The organism is Moorena sp. SIO3B2, assembly GCF_010692525.1.
Classification (GTDB): Bacteria; Cyanobacteriota; Cyanobacteriia; order Cyanobacteriales; family Coleofasciculaceae; genus Moorena; species Moorena producens.
Genome location: NZ_JAAHHE010000096.1, coordinates 1 through 23,092 on the forward strand (window position 1 = coordinate 1; position 23,092 = coordinate 23,092).

Sequence of the window (23,092 nt, forward strand, 5' to 3'; positions counted from 1 at the left end):
CCCGTGTCGTTAATAAAGTAACCCGTGTATCCGTTCGCGCCCCGCGTCGGCGAAAGCCGATAGTGATGGCTGGAGTTGGTAAGAAGCCCACACTGTAATCTTCGATGAGCGTGTGGGAGTATGTCACGTTATAGTCAACCTTGGCCAAAAGGCCACGGGTTCGCGTTCAACCTTTAACCTTAAACTTTCAACTTTCAACCCGCTCAAGGAATAATTTCTGTTACCACTCTTTCCCCAACACCACTAGTTACTAAAATATCTTGAGCTTCCAGGTTACCCACTGCTTTATCACCAGTCGTATTAAATTGGGGTGAAACTTGTTCATATATTACATTACCTGAGGCTTCCATCTGTTGGGTGGGGATATCCCAAGTTAGCTGATTAGCGTATAGTTTGGATTGCTTACGGCTTCCCTCCCCTTGTACTCCTCCAGTTAATCTAACTACTTTCTTGCCCAAATCTACCCGTCCCCTGTTAGCTGTTACCATCACTTTCTCCTGCTGGTGAACAATTCTAACCGGCTGATCGGACACAACAGTTTTATCATTCAAATTCCAAACTGCTGAATTACTCGATATCACGACCGGTGGTTCAACCGAAGTCAACTGCACATTTTTCTTGAGAGTTGCTATATTTGCCTTAAGGTTTACCTCAGAATTGTCTGCTTCCACTCGTTCTGTTACTACCTTATTTTTATAGCGCTCAATAAATATCCTTTTGTTACCAATTACCTTCTGTTGTTCGATTTGCCAGAGCAAACGTTCCGTTTTCATTTGCAAGTTTGGGTCTTTCGATATGGCTGCTACTTGACCAATTAATTCCAAATTCTGGGTGCGACTTAAGTAACGCCCTTCTTTTGCGGATGCTTGTAGTTTAGGGTGATTACCTTTAACGTTATTGCGGATAACTAACAAATCTTCCTTAGGTTTCCACTCAGACTCATCACCTCGTAACACAGCACCATTACGGGGATCTGTAGCCGTGACCTGACCTTTGAGAAACACTATCTCACCATTCTCTAGGATTTCCCCACTCTGGGCTGAGACCTGTAAGATCAGTTTCCCATCTTGATACAAATCCCCATTGGGTTTCTCAATGTAAGCGATTTTTCTATCTGGAGAGTAAGTCGCTTTATCTCCAGTAACTTTCCATAGAGGACGACCTTGCTTATCTGACTGATCTAGAGTGACGTTTTTAAAGACTAGACTTCCTTCAATTTTTTCAGTAACGTTAGTGTCTTCCTGAACTTGATTTAATGGTTTCGGCTCACTCTTACAGCCAGATAATGAGTAAACCATGAAAATCAAAATAAAAAATTTAAGACATCTCTTGGAGTATAAAAACATATGGCTTAAGAGCGTGTGGTTAGGATAAATGACTATAAAATAATCGATACAAAGCTTAATCATAAAGACTTGTATCGATTTAAAAAAGGAATTTTTATAAAAATTGCTTACTAGGAAACGCTATAGTAGTTATTACTAGTTATTAGAAGTTTTTATAACCTCTATAGTTCCTGGGGGGCGACAAGCCCCCCAAAGTCCTTGTCAGCTCTAGGTTTAAGGTCACTATCATCCCAAACTATACCTAGACAATCATGAGCCTATTTTCAATGACTGAGAACTCAATCCCTGATTCTTTCGTCCAAGTGGTCGAAAAATCCGGTTGATAAGTTGGGTAACTGAATTGACGCGCATCATGACCAGATAAGGATTATAGCCTACCTTTCACCCCCTCAGCGCTCGGCAGAATATTTTCAATGACTGAGAACTCAATCCCTGATTATTTCCTTCAATTTGGATATAAGTTTTGTAACTGAATTGACCAAACCCAGATGAGTTAATGATTATAGGCGATATGTTACCCCCTCAGCTATACTTGACGTAGTTGCTTAGCTTTAAGTTTTTAGATGTTTTACCCTACTCCATGAATAAGGTCTGTATGTAAACTATAGGAGGGCAAAGCATCGGACATAAACTATAGGTTTTCAGCCACTAATTACTGCCCGAATGCTACAAGACATGAGAAAGAAACGCCCACACACCTACATCGTAGTTTCGACCCCATCAGACAGACCATAATCACCAATGACAATGACTAATGACTAATGACGTAAGTATTCAGCCGTCAGCTCTCAGCCGTCAGCCGTCAGCCGTCAGCCGTGAGCTAAAAGCTCACGCTGCGCGAACAGCCGTCAGCCGTCAGCAGACTTAACTGAGATTAAACGAATGCTTACCTCTTTCATTCAAAAGCACCTCAAGTAGCAACTCAAGTAGCGCATTAGCTGATAGCTGATAGCTGATAGCTGATAGCTGAATGCTTACCTAATGACTAATCACTAATCACTAATCACTAATCACCAAACTATTTGTGCTGTTCATCCATCACATTGAACCCAGACAACGGACGGTAAGTATAGTTTTGTTTGGGTGTTTTTTGGATACTTTCTTGGATGGTATCAAGGTCAATATAGCGGTCGGCTACATTAATTAGACTGTCACTGGTCATGGAGCGTAGGCTGACCACCTCAACCCGAACTCCCCGATAACTTACAGAATCCACTGCATAGGCAAGATCGCCATCTCCACTGACTAGAACTGCTGTGTCGTAGGAACCCACTAGTGCCATCATGTCAACAGCAATTTCTACATCCAGATTAGCTTTTTTTGAGCCATCTGGTAGCTGCACTAAATCTTTGGCAATTACTCGGTAGCCATTACGACGCATCCAGAGAAGAAAGCCCTGCTGCTTCTCATTAGTACGATCAACACCAGTGTAAAAGAAAGAGCGTAGTAGCCTAGACCCTGCTGTCAAACGACACAATAGCTTAGTGTAGTCAATTTCAATCCCTAGTTGCAGGGCAGCATAAAATAAGTTTGAACCATCGATAAAGATGGCAACACGACCACGGTTTTCTAGGACTTGTTCAGGTGTAAAAATTGGGTCATGATTATAATGGCTCAGCATTTTTATTATACCTCTTTGTTAAAAAAAAATTAAAAAACTTTTTACTTAATCAGCATTAAGGTAAGATGCCGATTAAGTTTTTGGTTAATAAGACGAAACCAAATTAGGTGAGTTCCAGTCGTGCAAATACCGGTTTGGGTTTTCCTAGCTTCTGGTTTTGAGGTAAAACCCCCCAAGATGCATGGGATACATAGGGCGCAGCCAAAAAGATGTGTTCTTTTTGGCTAAAGTCGATGGCAAAACCTAGTTGTTGGTAAATCTCCGTACTAATACTGGGAATAATCGGTGATAAGAGATAGGCAGCTAAGCGCACTGACTCTAAAACTGTATATAACACTTGTTCAACCTCTTGCTGTTTTCCTTGTTTATACAAGCTCCAGGGAGCTTGCTGATCTAGAAATTTGTTACTGGCTCGAATCAGAGTAAATATTTTTTGGCAAGCTTGGCTAAACGCTAGGGATTCATAAGCCCTAGCGACTTGTGAACCGAGATCTAAGCCAATTTCGAGCAGAGGATTGACCTGTGAAATATCTGAGCCAGTTAAACCTGGAACAATACCTTGACAATACTTTTTAGCCATTCCCAAGGTGCGATTGAGCAAATTACCTAGGTCATTGGCTAAATCGGCATTGACGATATCGATAAAACGGGTTTCACTAAAATCCCCATCTCGCCCAAATTCAATCTCTTTTAGAAAATAATAGCGAATTGCATCAGCACCGTATTTATCTACCAACTCCACTGGGTCTAGGGTATTGCCTAGACTTTTTCCCATTTTTTGACCATCTTTGGTCAGAAAGCCATGACCAAATACTTGACCTGTAACAGGTAGAGAGGCTGACATTAACATGGCAGGCCAGTATACAGCATGAAAGCGCAGGATGTCCTTACCGATAAGATGTAAATTGATCGGCCACCATTTTTGTAAGGCATTATCAAGGGTTGGTTCACTATCGGGATCCAATAGGGCAGTGACGTAGCCTAGTAAGGCATCAAACCAGACATAGATGGTGTGGCTGGGATCAACCGGTACTGGGAAGCCCCAATCGACATTCAATCGCGAAATCGAAAAATCCTGTAGTCCCTGACTGACAAAACTCAACACTTCATTACGGCGACTTTCCGGTTGGATAAAATCTGGTCGCTGTTGGTAAAGTTCTTCTAGCTGTTTTTGGTATTTAGATAGCCGGAAAAAGTAGTTTTGCTCATCCCGCCACTCCGCTTCTTGATTGGAGTGAATCGAGCAGCGGTTTCCAGCTAGGAGTTCCCGTTGCTCTTTGAATTCCTCACAGGAGACACAGTACCAGCCTTGTTGTTGACTCAGATAAATGTCACCATTATCCCAAACCCGCATGAAAAATTCTTTGACAATGGCTTGGTGGCGGGTAGCGGTAGTGCGGCTGAAACGGTCATACTGGATATTGAGCTTTTGCCAGAGGACATCAAATCCAGCAGCTATCTTGTCGCAATGTACTTGAGGATCTACCCCTTGAGTTTCAGCAGTCCGCTGAATTTTTTGTCCATGTTCATCTGTGCCAGTAATTAACAGTACGTCTTTGCCCTGTAACCGTTGAAAACGAGCTACTGCATCAGATGCCATGGTGGTATAGGCACTGCCGATATGGGGTAAGTCGTTCACATAGTAAAGGGGTGTTGTAATGGCAAATGTATTTTTAGTAGTATTCGTATGAATCATATGAGTGTTAAAAACGCCCTCCAGCCAACTGATTTAACTTATTTAAGTGATTTTTAACGTAGTGTATGCCTACTAGTATTAATTTTAGTTGTTACTTTATGTAGTATTTATCTAATCAGATTTACTTAAGTTTTAACCTTTTCTAAAAAGTATCTGTCGCTACTTTTTAGTTTACGTTACTCAAAATTGTTTATTCTCTTGTAACTCATTCCACGTATTTTAGTTGTGGGGTTTGGAGTCATTAGTCCTTAGTATGTTACTCATGAGTAAGGACTAATGATAAGCAGCCGATGAGTTATCCCACTGCCTTGAAGGAATGGAATCAAGGCCACCTTCTGTCACTTGATTATAAGGAAAATTAATTATTAACATAAGTTAGTAGTCTAGTTTAGATTTAACAGGCTTTTTCTACTACTGGCTTAATGCCTAATGTGTCAAGCTACACACTTGTAGTCACTGGCAGTCTATCACCATTAGTTGTGTTGCACCTGATTATCTCTACTTTAAGGCATCTGTCAATAGATAGAATTTTAAAACAATGTTAAGAAATGTTAATTTAGATTAGAAATTGATGACTGAAACTGATGTCTGACCATCTTCCCCTACAGCTTTATGATGCGCTGCTTGCTGCAATGGGAAGACAAATGTTCCAATATCGATGAGGATCCCATTCCTCATAAATCTGCCGTTGTAGTAGTGAGCAACCATCGTGGCTTTCTAGATGTCCCGTTGTTGATGGTAGCCTTAGGGCAACCAATCCCCATTGCTTGTGATCATTACATCGGACAAGTACCAGTGATGCGGGTGGGTTGTCCAGCAGATGGGTTGTTTCCCTCTAGAAAAACCAGAACATATACTGTGGACGTTTTTACAACAGGCAAGTCCGTTTCTCGAACATAATCATTGGGTTGGGGTGTTTATAGTCCGAGCCCAACCAATGGTGAATTTGACTCAGCCTTTGGCAATAGGTAAGTTTTATAAAGGCTTTGCCCACTTAGCTTTGTGGACATCAGTTAAACAGGCAGCGCCGCGCCTATTAGCGATCGCTTCCCAAGAAAAAATCGTACACTCAGTGATACCGCTGCGATGGTTAGGTTTGTTTGACCGATCTGAACCCCGATTTGAACAAATGGGTTGGCATCCGATGGTTATTCATCGTTGTGTGGCAGTATTAGTTCGACATTGCTATTGGATTACAGATAAACAGCGGAACTATCAAGGGAAATAGATTGTGTGGTCCATTACTAAGAGGTTGTCTGAGAAGTCTCATTTGCTACATTCAAGCCCCCTAAATCCCCCAATTTTGGGGGACTTTTACCAACAAATGGATTCTTGTTCCCCCCAGAATTGGGGGGCTAGGGGGGCAAAATTCAGTATCAAAAAACTTTTCAGATATCCTCTAAGACCTGCCGGTATTAAATTGCTAGGTTACTACAGGGGATCAAGGATAAAGTATGAAGTATCAAGTATTAAGCCTCAAGGATAATATGGGCTTGTTAGTGTCTCACTTATGGTTGACTAAAAACTTGAGCCATTCCCATAATTTAAACTACCTATTTTATCTATGGTTTTGCACATATTATCATCCCAATAAAATTGACTAATACTTCAATTAATTGGCGGTTTTAATAGGAATAATTATTCGTTATAATTACGCAAAAAAAATGTTGATATCTATAATAATTAATTATGAAAATAAACAATACCAAAAGTTAATATTTATCAGTTTTTATTGACTCCGTGATAGTTTAATTGGTGATTATCCACTATTTGTTTATTTACCAGGGATGGTTCTAACGGGTGAGCTGTTGGCAGTACAGACTAAACATTTAGAAACTGCTTTTGATGTGCGTTATTTGGCGATCCCAACGGATGATTTAAGCAACTCTCAGAAGTTGGCAGGGGTAGTGGTTAACCTGATTGAAGCGGAACTCAACCAGGGAGCTTCACAGGAGGTTTATCTGTGTGGCAAGTCGAAAGGAAGTCTGTCTGGCTTTGAAAGTAGCTCTGAAAACCCCCCATAGGATTGAGCGGATTATTTTGAGTAATCGAGCTACTTCTTTTAACCAACGACCTTTCTTAATGCAAAGCGCGAGTGGGGAAGGGCTGCATCAAGACAAGGCTCCCCTCTCCTTACGGTAATTGATTTGACCGCGCTGCATCGCTGAAAGCCCAGTGGAAACCCCCACAGGTCGGCGCTGCCTCCCTTTGACCTCACTGGCTCCCCTGTTCCGAAGCTGCATCGCTAGCTTAAATAGGGGGCACAATTGATCTGCTGGCTCCGGTGAGTAGGTCTATCAAGCATCAGCCTTGGGACTTTTGCGGTTCTGATTAACGTTAGGCAGAACTGTTTCCCCAAAGGAAAGATGGTGGTGCTTCCCCAGAGTGGTAACCCCTGCCTAATCGAAACAGAGGTTAACCTGTAGAAGATTATCAGCTTCACAATTGAAAACCCCTGTGCGTCCCAGAAGCAGAAGGGGATGAAAACTAGTGGCGGAGGGTGACTCCCCTCGTGACGAGAGTGATTTTCCTGACATTGAGTCTAGTTTATGATATGAAGCTCTAATCTTAACAAATCTTTATGATTGAGCCATTCTACCTTATACTACCAAAAGACAGTAGAAAGGAGAGAAAACAAGTATGTCGGAGGCCATCAAGCCGCTGACAGTGCCCAAGGAGTTCCTGGGTGCCCCGGATAAGTTTAACTTAACGTTACTCATGTTTGTGGCGGCGATCATCTTGGTGGTCTGTTCCACCGGTGGTTACTGGCTTTGGGATTTGCCTAACGCTTGCTGCTTTAGCATTAATGTCCTTGCCTTACACATGGTAGGAACAGTCATTCACGATGCCTCTCACCATGTTGCCCACAAAAACCGTTACGTCAATGCCCTCATGGGTCATGGTAGCGCCCTGATGTTAGGTTTTACCTTCCCAGTGTTCACGCGGGTTCATATGCAGCATCATGCCAATGTTAACGATCCCGAAAACGATCCCGATCATTTTGTTTCTACTGGTGGTCCGCTGTGGTTAATTGCAGTTCGCTTCTTTTATCACGAAATATTTTTTTTCAAGCGCCGTTTGTGGCGTAAGTATGAGCTATGGGAGTGGTTTTTTAGCCGTCTATTCATCGCCATCATCATATATCTTGGTTGTCAATACGGCTTTTTAGACTACATCATGAACTATTGGTTTGTGCCGGCATTAGTTGTAGGTATAGCGCTAGGATTGTTCTTTGACTATTTGCCCCATCGTCCATTTAAAGAACGTGATCGCTGGAAAAATGCTAGAATTTACCCCAGTCCCATCATAAACCTGCTAATTATGGGACAAAATTATCATCTAATTCATCACCTGTGGCCGACCATACCCTGGTACAAGTATCAGCCCGCCTACCGTGCTGTTAAACCCCTTTTAGATGAAAAAGGTTGTGATCAATCTCTAGGACTTCTGGCCCAAAAGAGTTTTTGGAACTTTGTATACGACATCTTTTTAGGAATTCGTTTCCACCGCAAATCATCTGATAGACAAACGGAATCAAGCTGAAAATGTTTTTGTTGATGGTTGACCATTGACGGTTGACCATTGATACATTTCACTCAATAAAATCCCATGCCTGTTAATTGTTAATTGTTAATTGTTAATTTACTATTGACCATTAACAATTTTATTTTGACTAATGAATAATGACAACTTGAACTTAGCGCTGGCTAATGGGTAAGGGCAAGCCGCGTGGTTAGTAGAAATAACCTAACAACTAACGGCTGACTTGAGCTAGAGTCCAATCAGGCCTTAAATTTTTGGCCTGACGTAAATAGGGATGATAAATCTCAAGTTGAGAAACAGGAGTGTTGATGTGGATTAAACATCGGATACAACGCTCTAGGCTACCCTCGACATGCATCTGTTGCAGATCAAGTAAAGGAACATGATCCCAATTGGGACGTTCTCGTGCGATCGCAGCTGGAAATTTAGCATCCAAATCACGGGTCGTGGTGAAAATGGCACTAATAATTTCTTGATGGTCGATTTCATTATGAGCTTCGAGTTGATCTAGCAGTTCCATCACTGCTTCTCGAATCGCTGCTACTGTATTTTCTGAGGCAGTTGTTGCGCCTCGAATTGCTCTAACTCTCCAGTGCAAAGTAAGATCCTCCGAATTTCCCTGGGAGATTTGAGATATTAGACTCTTGTGAAATCTCAAATCTCCATGTTATCTTATGGTCGGTACAACCATAGGGGCTGACCGCTAGTTGATAGTTCAAATTCTAGCCAATCTATACCAACAGATATCTGAGATCTATTGCGAATACGGTTACCCGGTAGCAAGCGACTCAACAATGGTTTGGGTTCTTCGATGGTGAAAGACTTGGTTTTCTCTGGGTCAAGACCCACCAATTCCGCTGCCCAGCAACGGGCATCTTCTTCAGTTCCCAGCCGATCAACCACCCCCAAGTTATGTGCTTGCTCACCAGTAAAAATCCTACCATCAGCAAAACTTTTTACTACATCTACATCTAGGTTGCGACTCTGGGCAACAGTTTGTACAAACTGCTGATAACTGGTATCGATCAACTCTTGAAGAATAGTTTTTTCCGGCTCAGTCAGTTCCCGGTCAAACGCCAATATATCTTTGTATGGACCTGACTTAATCACCTTAAAGGAAACACCGATTTTATCCAACAAGCGCTCTATATTGTTTCCCCGCAGAATCACACCAATACTTCCAGTGATTGTACCAGGGTTCGCTACTATATGTTCCGCTCCCATCCCAATGTAAACACCCCCAGATGCGGAGATATTGCCAAAGCTAGCTACAATCTTCACCTTTTCTCGCAACCGCACCAAGGCGCTATAGATTTCCTGAGAATCTCCCACTGTACCACCAGGACTGTCAATCCGTAATAGTAAGACGGGAAATTTCTTCTCTTCAACAGTTTTCAGGGCTTCGAGGACCCGTTTACGGGTACCACCAGCGATCGCCCCCGTGATTTCAATGCGAGCAATTTGTTTGAGAGATTTGCGTTTAAACGGCCAAGGCATAGGTGATTGTGAGTATCTAGTCTAGATTTAAGTGATTACTGGAGCTTGTATATATAGTTTGCATCATTTTATAAAACGGTTAGCTACTCAGGGGCTTTAAATAAATAAATAAATAAATAAATAAATAAATCTATACAAGTGTTTAACCAAATATGAAAAGCGGCTTTAAGCTGTCGCCCATTGAAATTGTATGTTATTGAAGTAAGCTCGAAAAACTCCAAAACTCACTACTGTGCTCCTGAGCCCCCTGCTCCTGAGCCAAGTTAATATCTAAAGTCAATATCTAAATCAAATATATGACAGCTGCTTGAGTGTCGGTTATTTTCGTTATTCACTATAAATCAGGATTATGCAACTAAAAGCCAACACCATACTGTCACCAAGGTCACTACTAGGTTCACTACTGCTGATTTCCCCCTTTTTCCTATGGGGTACAGCTATGGTAGCCATGAAAGGGGTGATCCCTAACACAACCCCTCTGTTTATGGCTGGGGTGCGGTTAGTACCAGCAGGAGTTTTAGTATTAGGAGCAGCAACTGTGATGGGTCGTCCCCAGCCGAAAGGTGGGTTAGCCTGGCTGTGGATTAGCTTATTTGCCTTAGTCGATGGGGCAATGTTTCAGGGTTTCCTAGCCCACGGATTGGTTAGCACTGGCGCGGGTTTGGGTTCGGTGATGATTGATAGTCAACCCCTAGTGGTTGCCCTGCTATCAGGATTGCTCTTTGGTGAACTGATTGGACTTTGGGGTTGGTTAGGATTAGGATTTGGTATAGTAGGAATCAGCTTGATTGGCTTGCCGGATCAATGGATTCTCAGCCTTTTTACTGGCAACGCTCAAGCTATAGAATTAAGCTGGCAACAGCTGTTTGATCATGGGGAGTGGCTGATGCTGTTAGCATCCCTTTCCATGGCAGTAGGCACCGTAATGGTTCCCATTATCAGCCGCTATGCAGACCCAGTTGCTGCTGTTGGTTGGCACATGCTCCTAGGGGGATTACCGTTATTTGCCCTCTCTAGTGTGATAGAATCCCAGCAATGGGTCAATATTGATGGAGTTGGCTGGATTGCATTAGCTTACTCCACTGTTTTCGGGAGTGCGATCGCATACGGTATATTCTTCTACTTTGCCTCCAAGGGCAATCTCACTAGTCTGTCTAGCTTAACCTTTCTGACACCAGTATTTGCCCTACTATTTGGGAATTTAGTGTTGTCTGAGGTACTCAGTTCCCTACAGTGGACTGGTGTGTGCCTGACATTGCTCAGCGTTTATCTAGTGAATCAGCGGGAACAAATAGCAACTCGGATCAAAGCAAGGCTGGCAAACAATAGCGGCTAGCCAGAGCGGAAAACTGGCAGTGGAAACAACAACTGAGTCTGAAGAAGGTAGTGCTAAGCTACCAGAAACCCAGCAGTGAAGCCGATTTGATACAATTGAGATTAATCGAGCCAAAATTCTGTTGCTCGAACGACTAAAGCACATGGGATTTAGCGTTGTGTGTTAAGTGCGTAAGCTAGAATTGGCGTTCACATTCGAGTCCTGTAGAATTTTATGACTCGCCATTGGTCTATCATACTTGTAGCTACCTGTTTGAACTGCCTAGGCTGGGTGCTGGGAAGCAGTCAAGCGGCGAAATTAGAAAAAGCGAACGCATTTTCAACCAACAACCTCCCTGACCCGTTGCTCATCGCTCAATCTCCCACTTCTGCCACAGAAACTGACCAACCAATTCTGCTCAAAGGGAGTCGGGGAAAAGAGGTGGCTCTTGTGCAAGCCAAGCTAAAGCATCTTGACTTCTACGATGGGCTTGAAGATGGTGTTTATGGTGAGGATACAGAGAAAGCAGTCGCTTTATTCCAAGAATCCGTTGGATTGAGAAAACTGGGTGTTGTTGATTCTGTTACTAGGAAGGAATTGGAGCAAGCCTACGCTGCTAAGACGACAACCACCAGCACGAGTTCAGCTCCAAAGTCAGGTGAATCAGTGTCAGCCGAATCGACTACTACGGAGCCTTCGACTCTGGAAAAGAGCCCGTCATCATGGTTGATCATCCCAGCCATCATCATGGCTGGTGGCGGTTTTTTGCTATTCAAGTGGCTGACTAAACCAAAACGACCCGTAGACTCAAAATTAGCGCCCTCCACAGAAAACCAAGCTAAACAAGATCCTAGAGTCAATAACCTCAAAGTCCAAGTGTCAACTGACTCCCAAAACCACCATCCTCAAAGGGATTATAACCATAGCGTTAGTTATGATGTCGCCAATCCTAGCAATCCTCAACCTCAGTCTTTAGCTGATTCCTTACATGTCAAAAAGACCACTCGCCTGACTAAATTTAGTATTGTTGAGGAATTAATCAGAGAATTAGAAGACCCAGATCCAAAAAAGCGACAACAAGCTATCTGGGAATTAGCCCAAAAGGGGGATTCGAGGGCAGTAAAGCCCCTAGTGGACTTAATGCTAGATTCTGATTCTAAGCAGCGTGGCTTGATTTTGGAAGCCTTATCCCAAATTAGCACCAAAACCCTCAAACCGATTAACAAAGCCCTAGCCATTTCTTTGCAGGATGACAACCCCCAAGTCCGGAAAAATGCGATTCGGGATGCAACGCGAATTTATGAATTACTAAATCAAGTCTTGCAGATGTTGCGTCACGCTACGGATGACCCGGATTCTGAAGTGCGAGAAACGGCAAAATGGGCAATCGATCAGTTTAATAAAATTCGCCCTGCAGCGAATCTGGATAGTTTGCCACCAGCACAAAATCACCTAAATTCATCAGAAAATACGTCAAACCATTACCAAGATAATAGCGACTAGTTAGGGAACTTCAGAACAGGTAATAAAAGTTTCATAACCTTTAATTAACGTGTTATAATCTGGAACAGGTAATAAAAATTTAATAAGCTTTACTTACCGTGCTTTAAGAGATTTAAAATCAACGTTTTGAAGTTAACGTTTGATTAATTAATTTGAAGTTTATACTTATAGTTTTGATGTAAGCATTCAGCCCTTAGCGGTCAGCCGTCAGCCGTGAGCTAAAAGCTCACGCTGCGCGAACAGCCGTCAGCCTTGGCCACGCTACGCGAATGGCTGAAAGCTTAATACTGATAGCTGATAGCTTAATACTGATAGCTGAAAGCTTAATACTGATAGCTGATAGCTGATAGCTGATAGCTGATAGCTTACGTTAATTTTAAATTAATGAGCCAATTAAATTCCCTGAAATTGCTATTAATTTCCACCCCAGTTGGTCCGTTGGGTTCAGGGTTAGGTGGTGGCGTTGAGTTGACTGTACGTAACATTGCTACGGAATTGATTAATCGGGGTCACAGGATCACAATTGTGGCAACTAAAGGATCTACAGCTTGGGGAATGCCTCTGGTAGAAATTGATGGTGTTCTCGAAAGTAGTATTCAAACTCAAACAAGAGACACTCCTACTATCATCCCCCCATCCTCCGTATTGGCTAATATGTGGGACTATGGGCGACAAGTTCAAACCAACTATGACTTGATTGTAAACTTTGCCTACGACTGGTTACCGTTTTACCTAACCCCCTTTTTCACTCGTCCCATTGCTCACCTAGTTAGTATGGGCTCATTAACCGAGGGGATGGATCAGATCATCGAACAAGTTGCCATTAATTTCCCTGGCACAATCGGGGTTCATTCAATGGCTCAAGCGGCAACATTTGCCTTCAAGAATCGCTGTCGTTGTTTGGGCAATGGCATTGATTTGTCTGTGTATTCCTTTTGTGACTCCCCCTCACCCTGGCTCGGCTGGGTGGGTCGAATTTCTCCAGAAAAAGGCTTAGAAGACGCAGTGGCAGCATCCGATTTCACGGCTATGCCACTAAAAATTATGGGTCTTATACAAAATAAACCCTATTGGGAGCAGATTCTCCAGGATTACCCCAATGCCCCTATAGAATACCTGGGTTTTCTCCCAACTGATCAACTCCAAAAACACTTGCGCCAGTGTCGAGCTTTACTGATGACGCCTCATTGGGTGGAAGCATTTGGTAATGTGGTAATTGAAGCCCTCGCTTGTGGAGTACCAGTCATTTCCTATGACCGTGGTGGATCAGCAGAAATTATCGAAGATGGTAAAAATGGCTTTTTGGTAGAACCGGATTCTGTGGAAGGCTTGGTAGAAGCCTTGGGAAACTTGGATAAAATTGACCGTCGTGAATGCCGTCGCCTCCTGGAAGTTAAATACTCTAATCAGGCCATGGGCGATCGCGTAGAGCAGTGGCTCTGGGATATTTTGAAGGACAGTGGTGATAGTTGCTAGTTCATTAAGATTTGTAAATAAAAGTAATTTTGTAGTTTTTGATACAGAATCTATGATATAGTTGTATATGTAAGGGAAGTGAATCCCATCAAAATCTTATATAAGCAATCGGAGAAAGGAAAATGTCTACTCAAGAAAAAGCTAGGGCTCTGATGATGAATCACCATCACATGATCAAAAATCGTCAGCAATCTATGCTCGGTCGCGTTGCTTCCGAAGTAGGACTAGATAGCTTAGATTCTGACTACTGGGGTACTATCCAAGGTAAACCCCATCCTAGTTTCCGCTCTACCTATGACCGTAGTCATGCTTCACTTAGCTAGTACTCTGTCAATATAGTTTTGGGTAGTGGTACACAATTCGTGATTTTAGCTACCGTTATCTTTAGCAGACGGTAGCCAAACCACTAAATCTTTAGCACTACCCATATTTCCATCAATGGCTGTGGGCATAGCCAACGATAGTTTTATTTTTTAGAACTCTGCACTTAAAGGAGTTCTGGGAAACGGAATTACATCCCGAATATTCCCCATACCAGTCATAAATTGCACCAATCGCTCAAATCCCAAACCAAATCCAGCATGGGGCACTGTACCATAACGTCGCAAATCCAAATACCACCATAAATCTTCTGGATTCATGCCCTGATTCTGAATTCGCTTCTCTAATATATCCAGCCGTTCTTCCCGCTGAGCACCACCGATAATCTCTCCAATCCTAGGCGCAAGCACATCCATTGCTGCTACAGTCTTTTGGTCGTCATTTAAGCGCATATAAAAGGCTTTAATCTCTACTGGATAATCCGTGACAATGACGGGCTTTTTAAACAACTCTTCGGCTAGATACCGTTCGTGTTCGGACTGCAAATCTACACCCCAATTTACCCCATACTCAAACTTACGATCCGTTTTCTCCAGTAATGCGATCGCATCTGTATAAGTAATCCGCTCAAACTGATTATTGATAATATTATCAGCAGTAGCGAGAACATTGTTATCGATCCGCTTGTTGAAAAATTCCAGATCTTCTGGACAGTTTTCCAAAACTGACTTAAATACATGCTTGAGAAAGGCTTCTGCTAAATCCATATCCCCCTTCAAATCGCAGAATGCCATCTCAGGCTCGACCATCCAAAATTCTGCTAGATGGCGAGAGGTATTAGAATTCTCGGCTCGGAATGTAGGACCAAAGGTGTATACATCCCGAAATGCCATTGCCATGATTTCTGCTTCTAATTGACCACTGACGGTCAGGTAAGTCGGTCGTCCAAAAAAGTCCTGAGTATAATCGACTGCTTGATTATCGGTTTTGGGGATGTTCTTTAAGTCTAGGTTAGTGACACTGAACAACTCCCCTGCTCCTTCACAATCACTAGCGGTGATAATTGGGGTATGAACCCACAAGAAACCTCGTTCTTGAAAAAACTGATGAATGGCATTGGAACAGGCATTCCGCACTCGGAACACCGCACCTAGGGTATTGGTACGCGATCGCAAATGGCTAATGGTGCGCAAAAACTCAAAGGAGTGGCGTTTCTTCTGTAGGGGATAATTGGCATCTGCTTCCCCATATACTGTCACCGAGGATGCTTTTACTTCAATTCGCTGTCCCTTGCCAAGAGATTCTACTAGTATACCAGTGACTTCTACTGATGAGCCAGTATTAAGCCGTTTCAGGATAGTCTCATAATCCGACAAGTCTGGATTGAGCACTACCTGTAAATTTGCCATGGAGGAGCCATCGTTGACTTCCATAAAGGCAAAGTCCTTTAATTCCCGTTTTGTGCGTACCCAGCCTTGGATGGTCAAAGACTGATCTGGTTGACCATTGCGCAAAACTTCAGCAATCCGTCGAATTTCCATAGCTTTCCCCAAAATTCTGAGAGAATTGTAAATCTTTATAAATTAACTGGTGGTCTTTAGCTCCAAAAATCTAAGTAAATATACTTATTAAGAGCTTTATGTAAAGTTTGATGAACAAAAATATCTAAATTGTTGCAATAAGTGAAGTAATCACTCATAATTATTATACAAATGCAACGTTTGGTTAAGTTTCATCAAACGACTAGTCACCCAAGATCAGCAGTGGGGCTATCCACTTAAGCCAGGACAGAGTCGGGTTTTGAGTAAATGGTTGAGGGTATTGGTGATGAGTAGGAATTCAGCACAATTACCGATTACCGCTTACTGATTGCCGATTACTGGTAAATCTCCTGGGCCAAGCTTGTAGCCCCAGTTGCGATCGCACTGAAGGTAATAGCTTCCATTAAAACTAATTTAGAGAGGTCTTTGTAAATGGTAGGTTTGTTTAAGCGCAATAAATCCAAGGGCTTTTACCTGGAGCTAGACGAAAGCGAAACTAGCACCCCTCAGCAACCGGCGGTAGAACAGAAGCCAGAACCGGCTATTGCCCAGACAACAGCGGAAACCGCAACCGTAGTAGCACCAGCTCAGGCAACAGCAGAAACCACGACCGCAGTAGCAACAGCTGAAGCTTCTAAGCCCAAATCTGCTCGTCAAGCCAAGAAAGAAGAACTAGCTAAGGCTAAGGCTGAAGCAAAGGCTAAGAAACAAGCTGAAGCAGAAGCTAAAAAAAAGGCAGCTGCTCCTGAGCCAACACCAGTAGCGGCAATCAATTCAGCAGCAGCAGTTGTCAATAGCAAGGCAAAAGGGCAGCCCGAAACCACCTTTGCCACCAAATACGTACCAATGATCATGCCTCGTCGGCGTCCTGGTCCTAGCATGAATAAGTTCCTCGACATGGCTGCTCAGATGCAGAACCCTCGTTTCTAGATTAGTGATTAGTCAAAAAAACTAGTCCACTATACAACTGAAATGCTGGATCCCAAGGAGTCTCGACCAGGCGAAATAAGTCGATATGAGACTCCAATTTTTCTAGCAGATCTGGGTAGTCTATAGCAGTTTGCGCAAAGGTGGTAAAGTCAGACCATACTGGCTTTTCAAGCAGCCGAAGGTTTAAGTAATCAGTCAAGTTGTTCCAGTTGACTCTTGTAGTGCTTTGGTGTATATGAGAGTCTTGGGATAGGCTGTTCTGACTGGAAACTGGCTTGAGGGTTAGAGCAATTCCTTGCTGAAATTGATAATTGCGATCGCATACTCTGAGAATACTGTGGCGCTGTGGTAAATGCAAGTCACAAACCAGGGCATAGTCTAAGGTTTGGGTTTTACGAGTTAAATTCCGTCGCGCATCTAAGTCTACTACCTTCTCAAACAAAGGCAACCGCCCTTCTACTCGTTGGGTCACTTCCGACCAGTTAAAGCTAAAGGAACCCAACTGTCCCTGAGAGTTTTGACATACTACAGTGGTCTCCTGGTCACTACTGTCAGAAAAATACTTAACTTGATAGATGTTAATTGTTTTGATATCTGCTAAGCTTGCCCACAAACATTTTATTGATGCTTCTCGCAGTAACGACCCATAATACTTAAGTTCTCCCACAGGTCCAGTGCGATATAAACGCCAGCCTCTAGTAGGTAGCTGTAGCCTTGCGGTGTAGGGGTCTATCCCCAGGATGCGAGCTAAGTGTTGAGCTGCTGTTGGTTTGTCTTGTTGGCTGATCGGCTTTAGGACTAAAACTCCCAATTGATTACTTTCAGGGTCAGCAGTTGCTTGGGCTAAGGCTTGTCGGCGCTGTTCTTTTGCTGTAGCTTCTAAGCGTGCTAGTCCCTGACGAGCTTGGGCCATAATTTTAGGAACAGGTGTTCCTTTCAGTAACTGTCGATAGATTCTTTCAGCTGCTTCTTGTTTACCTCTGACTTCCTGGAGCCTTCCTAGATAAAGCTGTGTCCAGGGATTATTGGGCTCTTGCTTGAGAAGTTGTTTAATTAATCGGGCAGCAGTTTGATAATCATGGTGCTCAAAGGCATCAGCAATTTGCTTAAGCATGATAGCGTTAGGTGTGATATCACCAAGTTTTAGACATTAGTAGCTCCTAGGGAGAAGCTAATGGAATCCTGTTAATAGTATAGCGCTAGTTTTATGGCTTTAAGGCGCTAACCTTTTGAAGCGTTAAGGGATAGTTAGGATAATTAAGTTAGTGATTTAAATTAGCGCTATACTTTACCCGAATTTATCTAGCGCTAATTTTTTCAAGGGTTAAGGGATATTTGGGATAATTAAGGGAGTAGGTGAAATTAGCGCTATACTTTACCCGAATTTATCTAGCGCTAATTTTTTCAAGGGTTAAGGGGTATTTGGGATAATTAAGGGAGTAGGTGAAATTAGCGCTATACTTTACCCGAATTTATCTAGCGCTAATTTTTTCAAGGGTAAAAGGAATAGCATCTAATATCATCTCAGGATAATTACCCTTCATCAAAATCTCCTCTATCTCCCTACTCTCTACTATTAAACTAAGCCAGTGAGTCGCCTCACTGACTCGTCATCCCGTCAGGGAGGCTACGCCAACAAAACCGGGCGTGAAAGTTTCCCTTCACCCGGCTCCTCATCAACGGAACCCTTGACATTGGTACCTTGGTCACCATATTTAGTCATGGCTATTGGCTCGAAATATTCGCTGTCTTGATGCAAAGCGCGACTGCATCAAGACAACGTCACAAGCCGGTAGAAAAACAAACGGGTAAAACTAATCATATTGAAAGATTAAATAATACATTAAGACAAAGGATTAGTCGCCTGGGAACGGAAAACGTTGTCATTTTCCAAAAAATTAGAAAATCACCTAGGAGCTATTTGGAATTTTGTTCATCATTATAATAAATGTTTGTCGGGTTGATTAGGCCATCACTACATGTTTATCACTACCTGCTATATTATGATTCGTCTTTACTTCTTCATTAAATCCAGCCTGATTCTAGGCATGGGATTATCACTAATACCATCGGCTGCCCCAGGGATTCTTCCTCCTCAGGAACCTGTAGATGGAACAGGACAAATAACGACTTCAGAGGTAAAGATTATTAAGGTAGGAGTGATGGCAATTCGGGGTGTTGACCATACCAAAACAAAATGGCAACCGACCCTAGAGTATCTCAGTGAAACGATTTCCGGCTATGTTTTCCAACTTGTACCACTAGAGTTTGACACCCTCGAAGAAATAGTAGCTAACCAGGAGGTGGACTTTGTGTTGCCTAACCCTGGAATGTATGTAGAGTTGGAATGGATTTATGGGGCAAGACGAATTGCCACCCTAAAAAATCTACGCCTAGGCAAGCCTTACACCCAATTTGGAGCGGTTATCCTGCGTCATGCTGACCGCAATGATATCCAGGATTTAAAGGATTTACGGGGCAAAACCTTTATGGCCGTCAGTGAAATTGCCTTTGGGGGCTGGCAAATGGCATGGGAAACTCTGTTAGAAGCTGGAGTTAATCCCTACCGTGACTTTCCAGCGCTCGACTTTGGTGGTAGCCATGACGCAGTGGTCTACGCTGTTCGTGATGGTATTGTCGATGCTGGCACTGTCCGCACTGATACCCTCGAACGTATGGCACAGGAGGGCAAAATTAATCGAGATGACTTTGTGATCCTGAATCAGCAAACTCAATATCAGGACACTTTCCCTTTTGCTCTGAGTACTAAACTTTATCCAGAATGGCCTTTTTCCACACTACCCCATACCCCCGTGGAGTTAGCGGAAGAGGTTGCGATCGCATTAATGACCATGCCTTCTGAGCACCCAGCGGCCAAAGCTGGTCGTTATCAGGGCTGGACCATCCCGGCCAACTACCAACCTTGTCACGAAACCTTACGGAATCTGCGGGTTCGTCCCTACGAAGATTGGGGAAAAGTTACTCTGGGTCAAGTTATCCATCAGTACCGCTATTGGCTCTTATTTGCTGGTGTTTCCTGTTTTGGATTTAGCTATGGTCTAGTTTATCTAGCTGGGCGTAGGCGAATCGAAGCACAACTGCGAAAAGCCAATGCTTTACTGGAAATCCGGGTTGAGGAACGTACAGCTGAGTTCAAAGCAGCTAAAGAAGCGGCTGATCAGGCTAATCACGCCAAAAGTCAATTCCTGGCTAATATGAGTCATGAATTGCGTACTCCCCTCAATGGCGTTTTGGGTTACGCCCAAATTCTACAACGGGATCCACAGATAACTGCTCAACAAAAAGACCAGATCAACCTTATTTATCAGTGTGGCAACTATCTACTCCATCTGATTAATGACATTTTAGACTTATCCAAAATCGAAGCTCGGAAAATGGAACTGTTTCCCAGAGAAGTTCATTTGCCGTCCTTTCTGATGGAAGTTGTAGAAATGTGCCGGGTTAAAGCCCAGCAAAAAGAGATTGCTTTTATTTATCTACCCTCATCCCATCTGCCAGACGGTATCCTGGCTGATGCCAAACGATTGCGACAAGTTCTGATTAACCTTTTGGGCAATGCCATTAAGTTTACTGACCATGGCGGAGTCACGTTTAAGGTAGAGGTTATCAGTAAACACCCACGACTTCCTACTCTCCAATCCCCCCTAGTCAGACTTCGATTTATAATTAAAGATACTGGCATTGGGATGACCCCAGAACAACTGGAAAAAATATTTTTGCCCTTTGAACAGGTGGGGGATGTTGATCATCGTGAACAAGGTACTGGACTTGGATTAGCGATTAGCCAAACAATTATCAAGTTGATGGGAAGTGCTATCAATGTTGAGAGTACTTATGGCAAAGGTAGCATGTTCTCTATAGATTTAGATTTACCGATTACTACAGCTTTGATTGCGAGTAAGCAAGCTTCCACTAAGACTATTATAGGTTGTCATGGAAAAGCTCGGAAAATCTTAGTAGTAGATGACAAATGGCAGAATCGCTCTGTAATTGTGAATGTGTTACAACCTCTGGGATTTGAACTGTTGGAGGCCACTAATGGGGTTGAGGGTTTGGAAAAAGCCACAGAATGTAACCCTGACCTAATTATTACTGACTTGGTGATGCCGGTGATGGATGGCTTGGAAATGATGCGACGTCTGCGCTCATTAGATAAATTGAAAGATCTGTTGATTATTGCTTCATCTGCCAGTGTTTATGAGTTAGACCAGCAACAGAGTTGGCATGCAGGCTGCGATGATTTTATTCCCAAACCAGTGGATGTAGCAGAATTACTGGAAAAATTAAAACAGCATTTGCAACTGGAATGGGTGTATGAAGACTTCATACCAAAACCAGAAACTATAATAGATGCTGGAGCTGAACAAATCCACCTAGATGCCATTGTGCCTCCCCCATCTGATATTCTGCTCCAACTTTATGACTTGTCTAAGAAAGGTAATGTGTTTGACATCAGCCAAGAAGCGGAAAAGCTGGAAGTATTAGATGCTAAATTTGTACCATTTGCTAAAGTTATTTATAAATTGGCTAAGGATTTTAATGTGAAGGAACTTAGGAATTTTATCGAACAGTATGTCGATAATATATAGCGTTATCAAATGAGTTATAAACTCAGAAATTTCGAAAAATGCAATAGTAGGGGCAATAGCTCCAGAGTTTTATAGTAAAATAACATAAGACATTCTCAGGTTACATCTCAACTGAAAATGCTATATACAGTTTAAATGCACAACAGCTTAAAGGAGAAAACTACTAATGTCAGAGCACATCTCATTTGATGAACTGTTAGGCAAAATGAGCGAAGCCTATGAAGATGCCCAGAGCAAAATTGAGCAATGTAATGTTTTAGTAATTGGGAAAACCGGTGTAGGAAAAAGTACCTTAGTAAACACAATTTTTCGCTCTCGCCTGGCAGAAACAGGAGTGGGCTATCCTGTTACTCAAACTATTCGTCGTTATACAAAAACAGGTTGCCCGATTACAGTGTACGATACGCCAGGGCTAGAACTTAAAACTCAACAGATTGAACGAGTAAGGGCAGATATCTCGAAACTAATTGATGATCAAAGGAAACTAGAGGCAAAAGAACACATTCATGTGGTGTGGTATTGCCTTAATCATGAGACTGCTCGATTGGATCCGATTGAAGAAGAATGGCTAAAGAGCCTCCAACAAAAAGATGTACCAGTTATCTTAGTTCTGACTCAAACGTTAACGAAAAAACGTAGTGAGTTTATTGCTTTCCTAGAGGGTAAGAATCTACCGGTTAGTCAGATTATTCCAGTGCTAGCACAATCAAAATCTATCGATGATGATTATACGGTGACAGCCCATGGTTTAGAGCGTTTAGTAGAAGTGACGGCAAATTTACTGCCAGAAGCCCAGCGCAAAGCATTTCTGAGAGAACAGATTAGAAATATTGAACTAAAAGCAGGTGAAGCGTTTAAATATGTTACGGGTTATGTTACTGGTTCAGCATTGGTTGGTGCCTCACCAATTCCGTTTTCTGATGCGCCAATCTTGGTAACGATGCAAACGGTAATGATTGCTAACATCACCAGCATTTTTGGATTAACGGTTGAAAGAGCTTTTCTGGGAATGGTGATATCTGCTCTTGGGGGTACAGGAGGAATGACTGCAGTGGGTAAAGTAATTGTCGCGAATTTACTCAAAATGATTCCGGGTGCAGGCACCGTGCTTGGTGGAGCAATATCAGGCTCAACGGCAGCAGCACTAACCTTGGCTCTTGGTCTATCTTATATCGAAGCACTCAAGATTTATGTGAAAGCTCAGGTTGATGGTAAGGAAATACCCCTTTCTGAACTGGCGAAAATTATCATTGAACAATATAAATACTATGCGGGAACAGGTCAAAAAAGCTTGAGGGATCAGGAATTACCGCCTTCAGATTAGGAGTGTGGGGAGATGGGGAGATGGGGAGATGGGGAGATGGGGAGATGGGGAGATGGGGAGATGGGGAGATGGGAAGTTTATTATATAGCAGTTATCCTATTAATTAGCTACACATATTTTTTACCTATTACCTATTACCTATTACCTATTACCTGTTCCCGATTCCCGATTCCCGATTCCCGACTCCCGACTCCCGATTCCCGACTCCCGACTCCCGACTGCTATCATTTAAATATGATAGAGATTACTCACCATTAGTTTACTGTTTTCATCGTTGATAAATCGTTGGATAAATTCGGGTATTTTTTTATTGTGATTAGGATAGACAGTGGATTGCCAACAATAGGATAATTGACCAATTTGGAATAA

19 protein-coding genes and 1 pseudogene are annotated in these 23,092 nt (G+C 42.7%); 13 read left to right on the forward strand and 7 right to left on the reverse strand.

What is annotated here, in order from left to right:
• Positions 1-203 precede the first annotated feature (203 nt).
• The 3 genes from lptC to metG form a co-directional block, all read right to left on the reverse strand.
• Positions 204-1,346, reverse strand: a complete 1,143-nt coding sequence (gene lptC / locus F6K38_RS19850) for an LPS export ABC transporter periplasmic protein LptC (RefSeq protein ID WP_044492588.1) — start codon at positions 1,344-1,346, stop codon at positions 204-206.
• Between the two features lie 1,018 nt (positions 1,347-2,364).
• The gene (locus F6K38_RS19855) at positions 2,365-2,967 is read right to left on the reverse strand and encodes a LabA-like NYN domain-containing protein (RefSeq protein WP_008182130.1); all 603 of its coding nucleotides are present in this window, start codon (positions 2,965-2,967) and stop codon (positions 2,365-2,367) included.
• Between the two features lie 103 nt (positions 2,968-3,070).
• A complete protein-coding gene (gene metG, locus F6K38_RS19860) occupies positions 3,071-4,687 on the reverse strand; it encodes a methionine--tRNA ligase (protein ID WP_287357218.1) in 1,617 nt (538 codons plus the stop codon).
• A 588-nt stretch (positions 4,688-5,275) separates the two neighbouring features.
• Here metG and F6K38_RS19865 point away from each other — a divergent pair.
• The 4 genes from F6K38_RS19865 to crtR all read left to right on the forward strand — a co-directional run bounded on the left by F6K38_RS19865 (position 5,276) and on the right by crtR (position 8,206).
• On the forward strand, positions 5,276-5,563 hold the full coding sequence (locus F6K38_RS19865; RefSeq protein WP_008182133.1) for a 1-acyl-sn-glycerol-3-phosphate acyltransferase: 288 nt from the start codon (positions 5,276-5,278) through the stop codon (positions 5,561-5,563).
• 37 nt (positions 5,564-5,600) lie between these two features.
• Positions 5,601-5,891, forward strand: a complete 291-nt coding sequence (locus F6K38_RS19870) for a hypothetical protein (RefSeq protein ID WP_063747926.1) — start codon at positions 5,601-5,603, stop codon at positions 5,889-5,891.
• A 559-nt stretch (positions 5,892-6,450) separates the two neighbouring features.
• Positions 6,451-6,687, forward strand: a complete 237-nt coding sequence (locus F6K38_RS19875; protein WP_008182137.1) for a hypothetical protein — start codon at positions 6,451-6,453, stop codon at positions 6,685-6,687.
• A gap of 616 nt (positions 6,688-7,303) precedes the next feature.
• Positions 7,304-8,206 carry a beta-carotene hydroxylase gene (crtR, locus tag F6K38_RS19880; protein ID WP_008182138.1) on the forward strand — a complete coding sequence of 301 codons (903 nt, stop codon included), beginning with the start codon at positions 7,304-7,306 and terminating at the stop codon, positions 8,204-8,206.
• Between the two features lie 211 nt (positions 8,207-8,417).
• Here crtR and aroH read toward each other — a convergent pair whose 3' ends face one another.
• Positions 8,418-8,804 carry a chorismate mutase gene (gene aroH / locus F6K38_RS19885; RefSeq protein WP_008182140.1) on the reverse strand — a complete coding sequence of 129 codons (387 nt, stop codon included), beginning with the start codon at positions 8,802-8,804 and terminating at the stop codon, positions 8,418-8,420.
• Between the two features lie 74 nt (positions 8,805-8,878).
• On the reverse strand, positions 8,879-9,703 hold the full coding sequence (sppA, locus tag F6K38_RS19890; RefSeq protein WP_008182143.1) for a signal peptide peptidase SppA: 825 nt from the start codon (positions 9,701-9,703) through the stop codon (positions 8,879-8,881).
• 349 nt (positions 9,704-10,052) lie between these two features.
• Between sppA and F6K38_RS19895 the strand changes: the two genes are divergently transcribed.
• The 4 genes from F6K38_RS19895 (at position 10,053) to gifA (ending at position 14,320) form a co-directional block, all read left to right on the forward strand.
• Positions 10,053-11,039 (forward strand): DMT family transporter, encoded by a 987-nt coding sequence (locus F6K38_RS19895; RefSeq protein ID WP_008182146.1) that lies wholly within the window; start codon positions 10,053-10,055, stop codon positions 11,037-11,039.
• 270 nt (positions 11,040-11,309) lie between these two features.
• On the forward strand, positions 11,310-12,521 hold the full coding sequence (locus F6K38_RS19900; protein ID WP_287293941.1) for a HEAT repeat domain-containing protein: 1,212 nt from the start codon (positions 11,310-11,312) through the stop codon (positions 12,519-12,521).
• A 384-nt stretch (positions 12,522-12,905) separates the two neighbouring features.
• Complete coding sequence (locus F6K38_RS19905; protein ID WP_287357213.1) at positions 12,906-13,997, forward strand: glycosyltransferase family 4 protein; 1,092 nt, start codon at positions 12,906-12,908, stop codon at positions 13,995-13,997.
• A gap of 122 nt (positions 13,998-14,119) precedes the next feature.
• Positions 14,120-14,320, forward strand: a complete 201-nt coding sequence (gene gifA / locus F6K38_RS19910; protein WP_008182153.1) for a glutamine synthetase inactivation factor IF7A — start codon at positions 14,120-14,122, stop codon at positions 14,318-14,320.
• Positions 14,321-14,470: 150 nt separating this feature from the next.
• Here the strand turns inward: gifA and asnS are convergent, their stop codons facing one another.
• Complete coding sequence (asnS, locus tag F6K38_RS19915) at positions 14,471-15,859, reverse strand: asparagine--tRNA ligase (RefSeq protein ID WP_287250017.1); 1,389 nt, start codon at positions 15,857-15,859, stop codon at positions 14,471-14,473.
• A gap of 432 nt (positions 15,860-16,291) precedes the next feature.
• Between asnS and F6K38_RS19920 the strand changes: the two genes are divergently transcribed.
• Positions 16,292-16,789 carry a hypothetical protein gene (locus F6K38_RS19920; RefSeq protein ID WP_008182159.1) on the forward strand — a complete coding sequence of 166 codons (498 nt, stop codon included), beginning with the start codon at positions 16,292-16,294 and terminating at the stop codon, positions 16,787-16,789.
• 1 nt (position 16,790) lies between these two features.
• On the opposite strand, the gene F6K38_RS19925 is transcribed toward F6K38_RS19920, so the two are convergent.
• On the reverse strand, positions 16,791-17,903 hold the full coding sequence (locus F6K38_RS19925) for a tetratricopeptide repeat protein (protein ID WP_008182161.1): 1,113 nt from the start codon (positions 17,901-17,903) through the stop codon (positions 16,791-16,793).
• 666 nt (positions 17,904-18,569) lie between these two features.
• On the opposite strand from F6K38_RS19925, the pseudogene F6K38_RS19930 reads away from it, so the two are divergent.
• The 4 genes and pseudogenes from F6K38_RS19930 to F6K38_RS19945 form a co-directional block, all read left to right on the forward strand.
• Positions 18,570-18,753 (forward strand): annotated as a pseudogene (locus F6K38_RS19930) (IS1 family transposase); the annotation flags it as partial.
• Between the two features lie 39 nt (positions 18,754-18,792).
• Positions 18,793-21,399, forward strand: coding sequence for a PhnD/SsuA/transferrin family substrate-binding protein (locus F6K38_RS19935; protein ID WP_287357215.1), 2,607 nt, complete (start codon positions 18,793-18,795; stop codon positions 21,397-21,399).
• 166 nt (positions 21,400-21,565) lie between these two features.
• Positions 21,566-22,723: a YcjF family protein gene (locus tag F6K38_RS19940; protein ID WP_287357216.1), complete on the forward strand. Its 1,158-nt coding sequence runs from the start codon at positions 21,566-21,568 to the stop codon at positions 22,721-22,723.
• A gap of 12 nt (positions 22,724-22,735) precedes the next feature.
• Positions 22,736-22,981 carry a hypothetical protein gene (locus F6K38_RS19945; RefSeq protein WP_154659744.1) on the forward strand — a complete coding sequence of 82 codons (246 nt, stop codon included), beginning with the start codon at positions 22,736-22,738 and terminating at the stop codon, positions 22,979-22,981.
• Positions 22,982-23,092: the final 111 nt, after the last annotated feature.

Bases quoted from the DNA above. Each gene is read 5' to 3' on its own strand.
- lptC (WP_044492588.1), bottom strand. From the start codon at position 1,346: ATGTTTTTATACTCCAAGAGATGTCTTAAATTTTTTATTTTGATTTTC.
- sppA (WP_008182143.1), bottom strand. From the start codon at position 9,703: ATGCCTTGGCCGTTTAAACGCAAATCTCTCAAACAAATTGCTCGCATT.
- F6K38_RS19865 (WP_008182133.1), top strand. From the start codon at position 5,276: ATGATGCGCTGCTTGCTGCAATGGGAAGACAAATGTTCCAATATCGAT.
- F6K38_RS19870 (WP_063747926.1), top strand. From the start codon at position 5,601: ATGGTGAATTTGACTCAGCCTTTGGCAATAGGTAAGTTTTATAAAGGC.
- asnS (WP_287250017.1), bottom strand. From the start codon at position 15,859: ATGGAAATTCGACGGATTGCTGAAGTTTTGCGCAATGGTCAACCAGAT.
- F6K38_RS19895 (WP_008182146.1), top strand. From the start codon at position 10,053: ATGCAACTAAAAGCCAACACCATACTGTCACCAAGGTCACTACTAGGT.
- F6K38_RS19875 (WP_008182137.1), top strand. From the start codon at position 6,451: ATGGTTCTAACGGGTGAGCTGTTGGCAGTACAGACTAAACATTTAGAA.
- crtR (WP_008182138.1), top strand. From the start codon at position 7,304: ATGTCGGAGGCCATCAAGCCGCTGACAGTGCCCAAGGAGTTCCTGGGT.
- F6K38_RS19905 (WP_287357213.1), top strand. From the start codon at position 12,906: ATGAGCCAATTAAATTCCCTGAAATTGCTATTAATTTCCACCCCAGTT.
- F6K38_RS19920 (WP_008182159.1), top strand. From the start codon at position 16,292: ATGGTAGGTTTGTTTAAGCGCAATAAATCCAAGGGCTTTTACCTGGAG.
- F6K38_RS19935 (WP_287357215.1), top strand. From the start codon at position 18,793: ATGATTCGTCTTTACTTCTTCATTAAATCCAGCCTGATTCTAGGCATG.
- gifA (WP_008182153.1), top strand. From the start codon at position 14,120: ATGTCTACTCAAGAAAAAGCTAGGGCTCTGATGATGAATCACCATCAC.
- F6K38_RS19925 (WP_008182161.1), bottom strand. From the start codon at position 17,903: ATGCTTAAGCAAATTGCTGATGCCTTTGAGCACCATGATTATCAAACT.
- F6K38_RS19940 (WP_287357216.1), top strand. From the start codon at position 21,566: ATGTCAGAGCACATCTCATTTGATGAACTGTTAGGCAAAATGAGCGAA.
- F6K38_RS19855 (WP_008182130.1), bottom strand. From the start codon at position 2,967: ATGCTGAGCCATTATAATCATGACCCAATTTTTACACCTGAACAAGTC.
- F6K38_RS19945 (WP_154659744.1), top strand. From the start codon at position 22,736: ATGGGGAGATGGGGAGATGGGGAGATGGGGAGATGGGGAGATGGGGAG.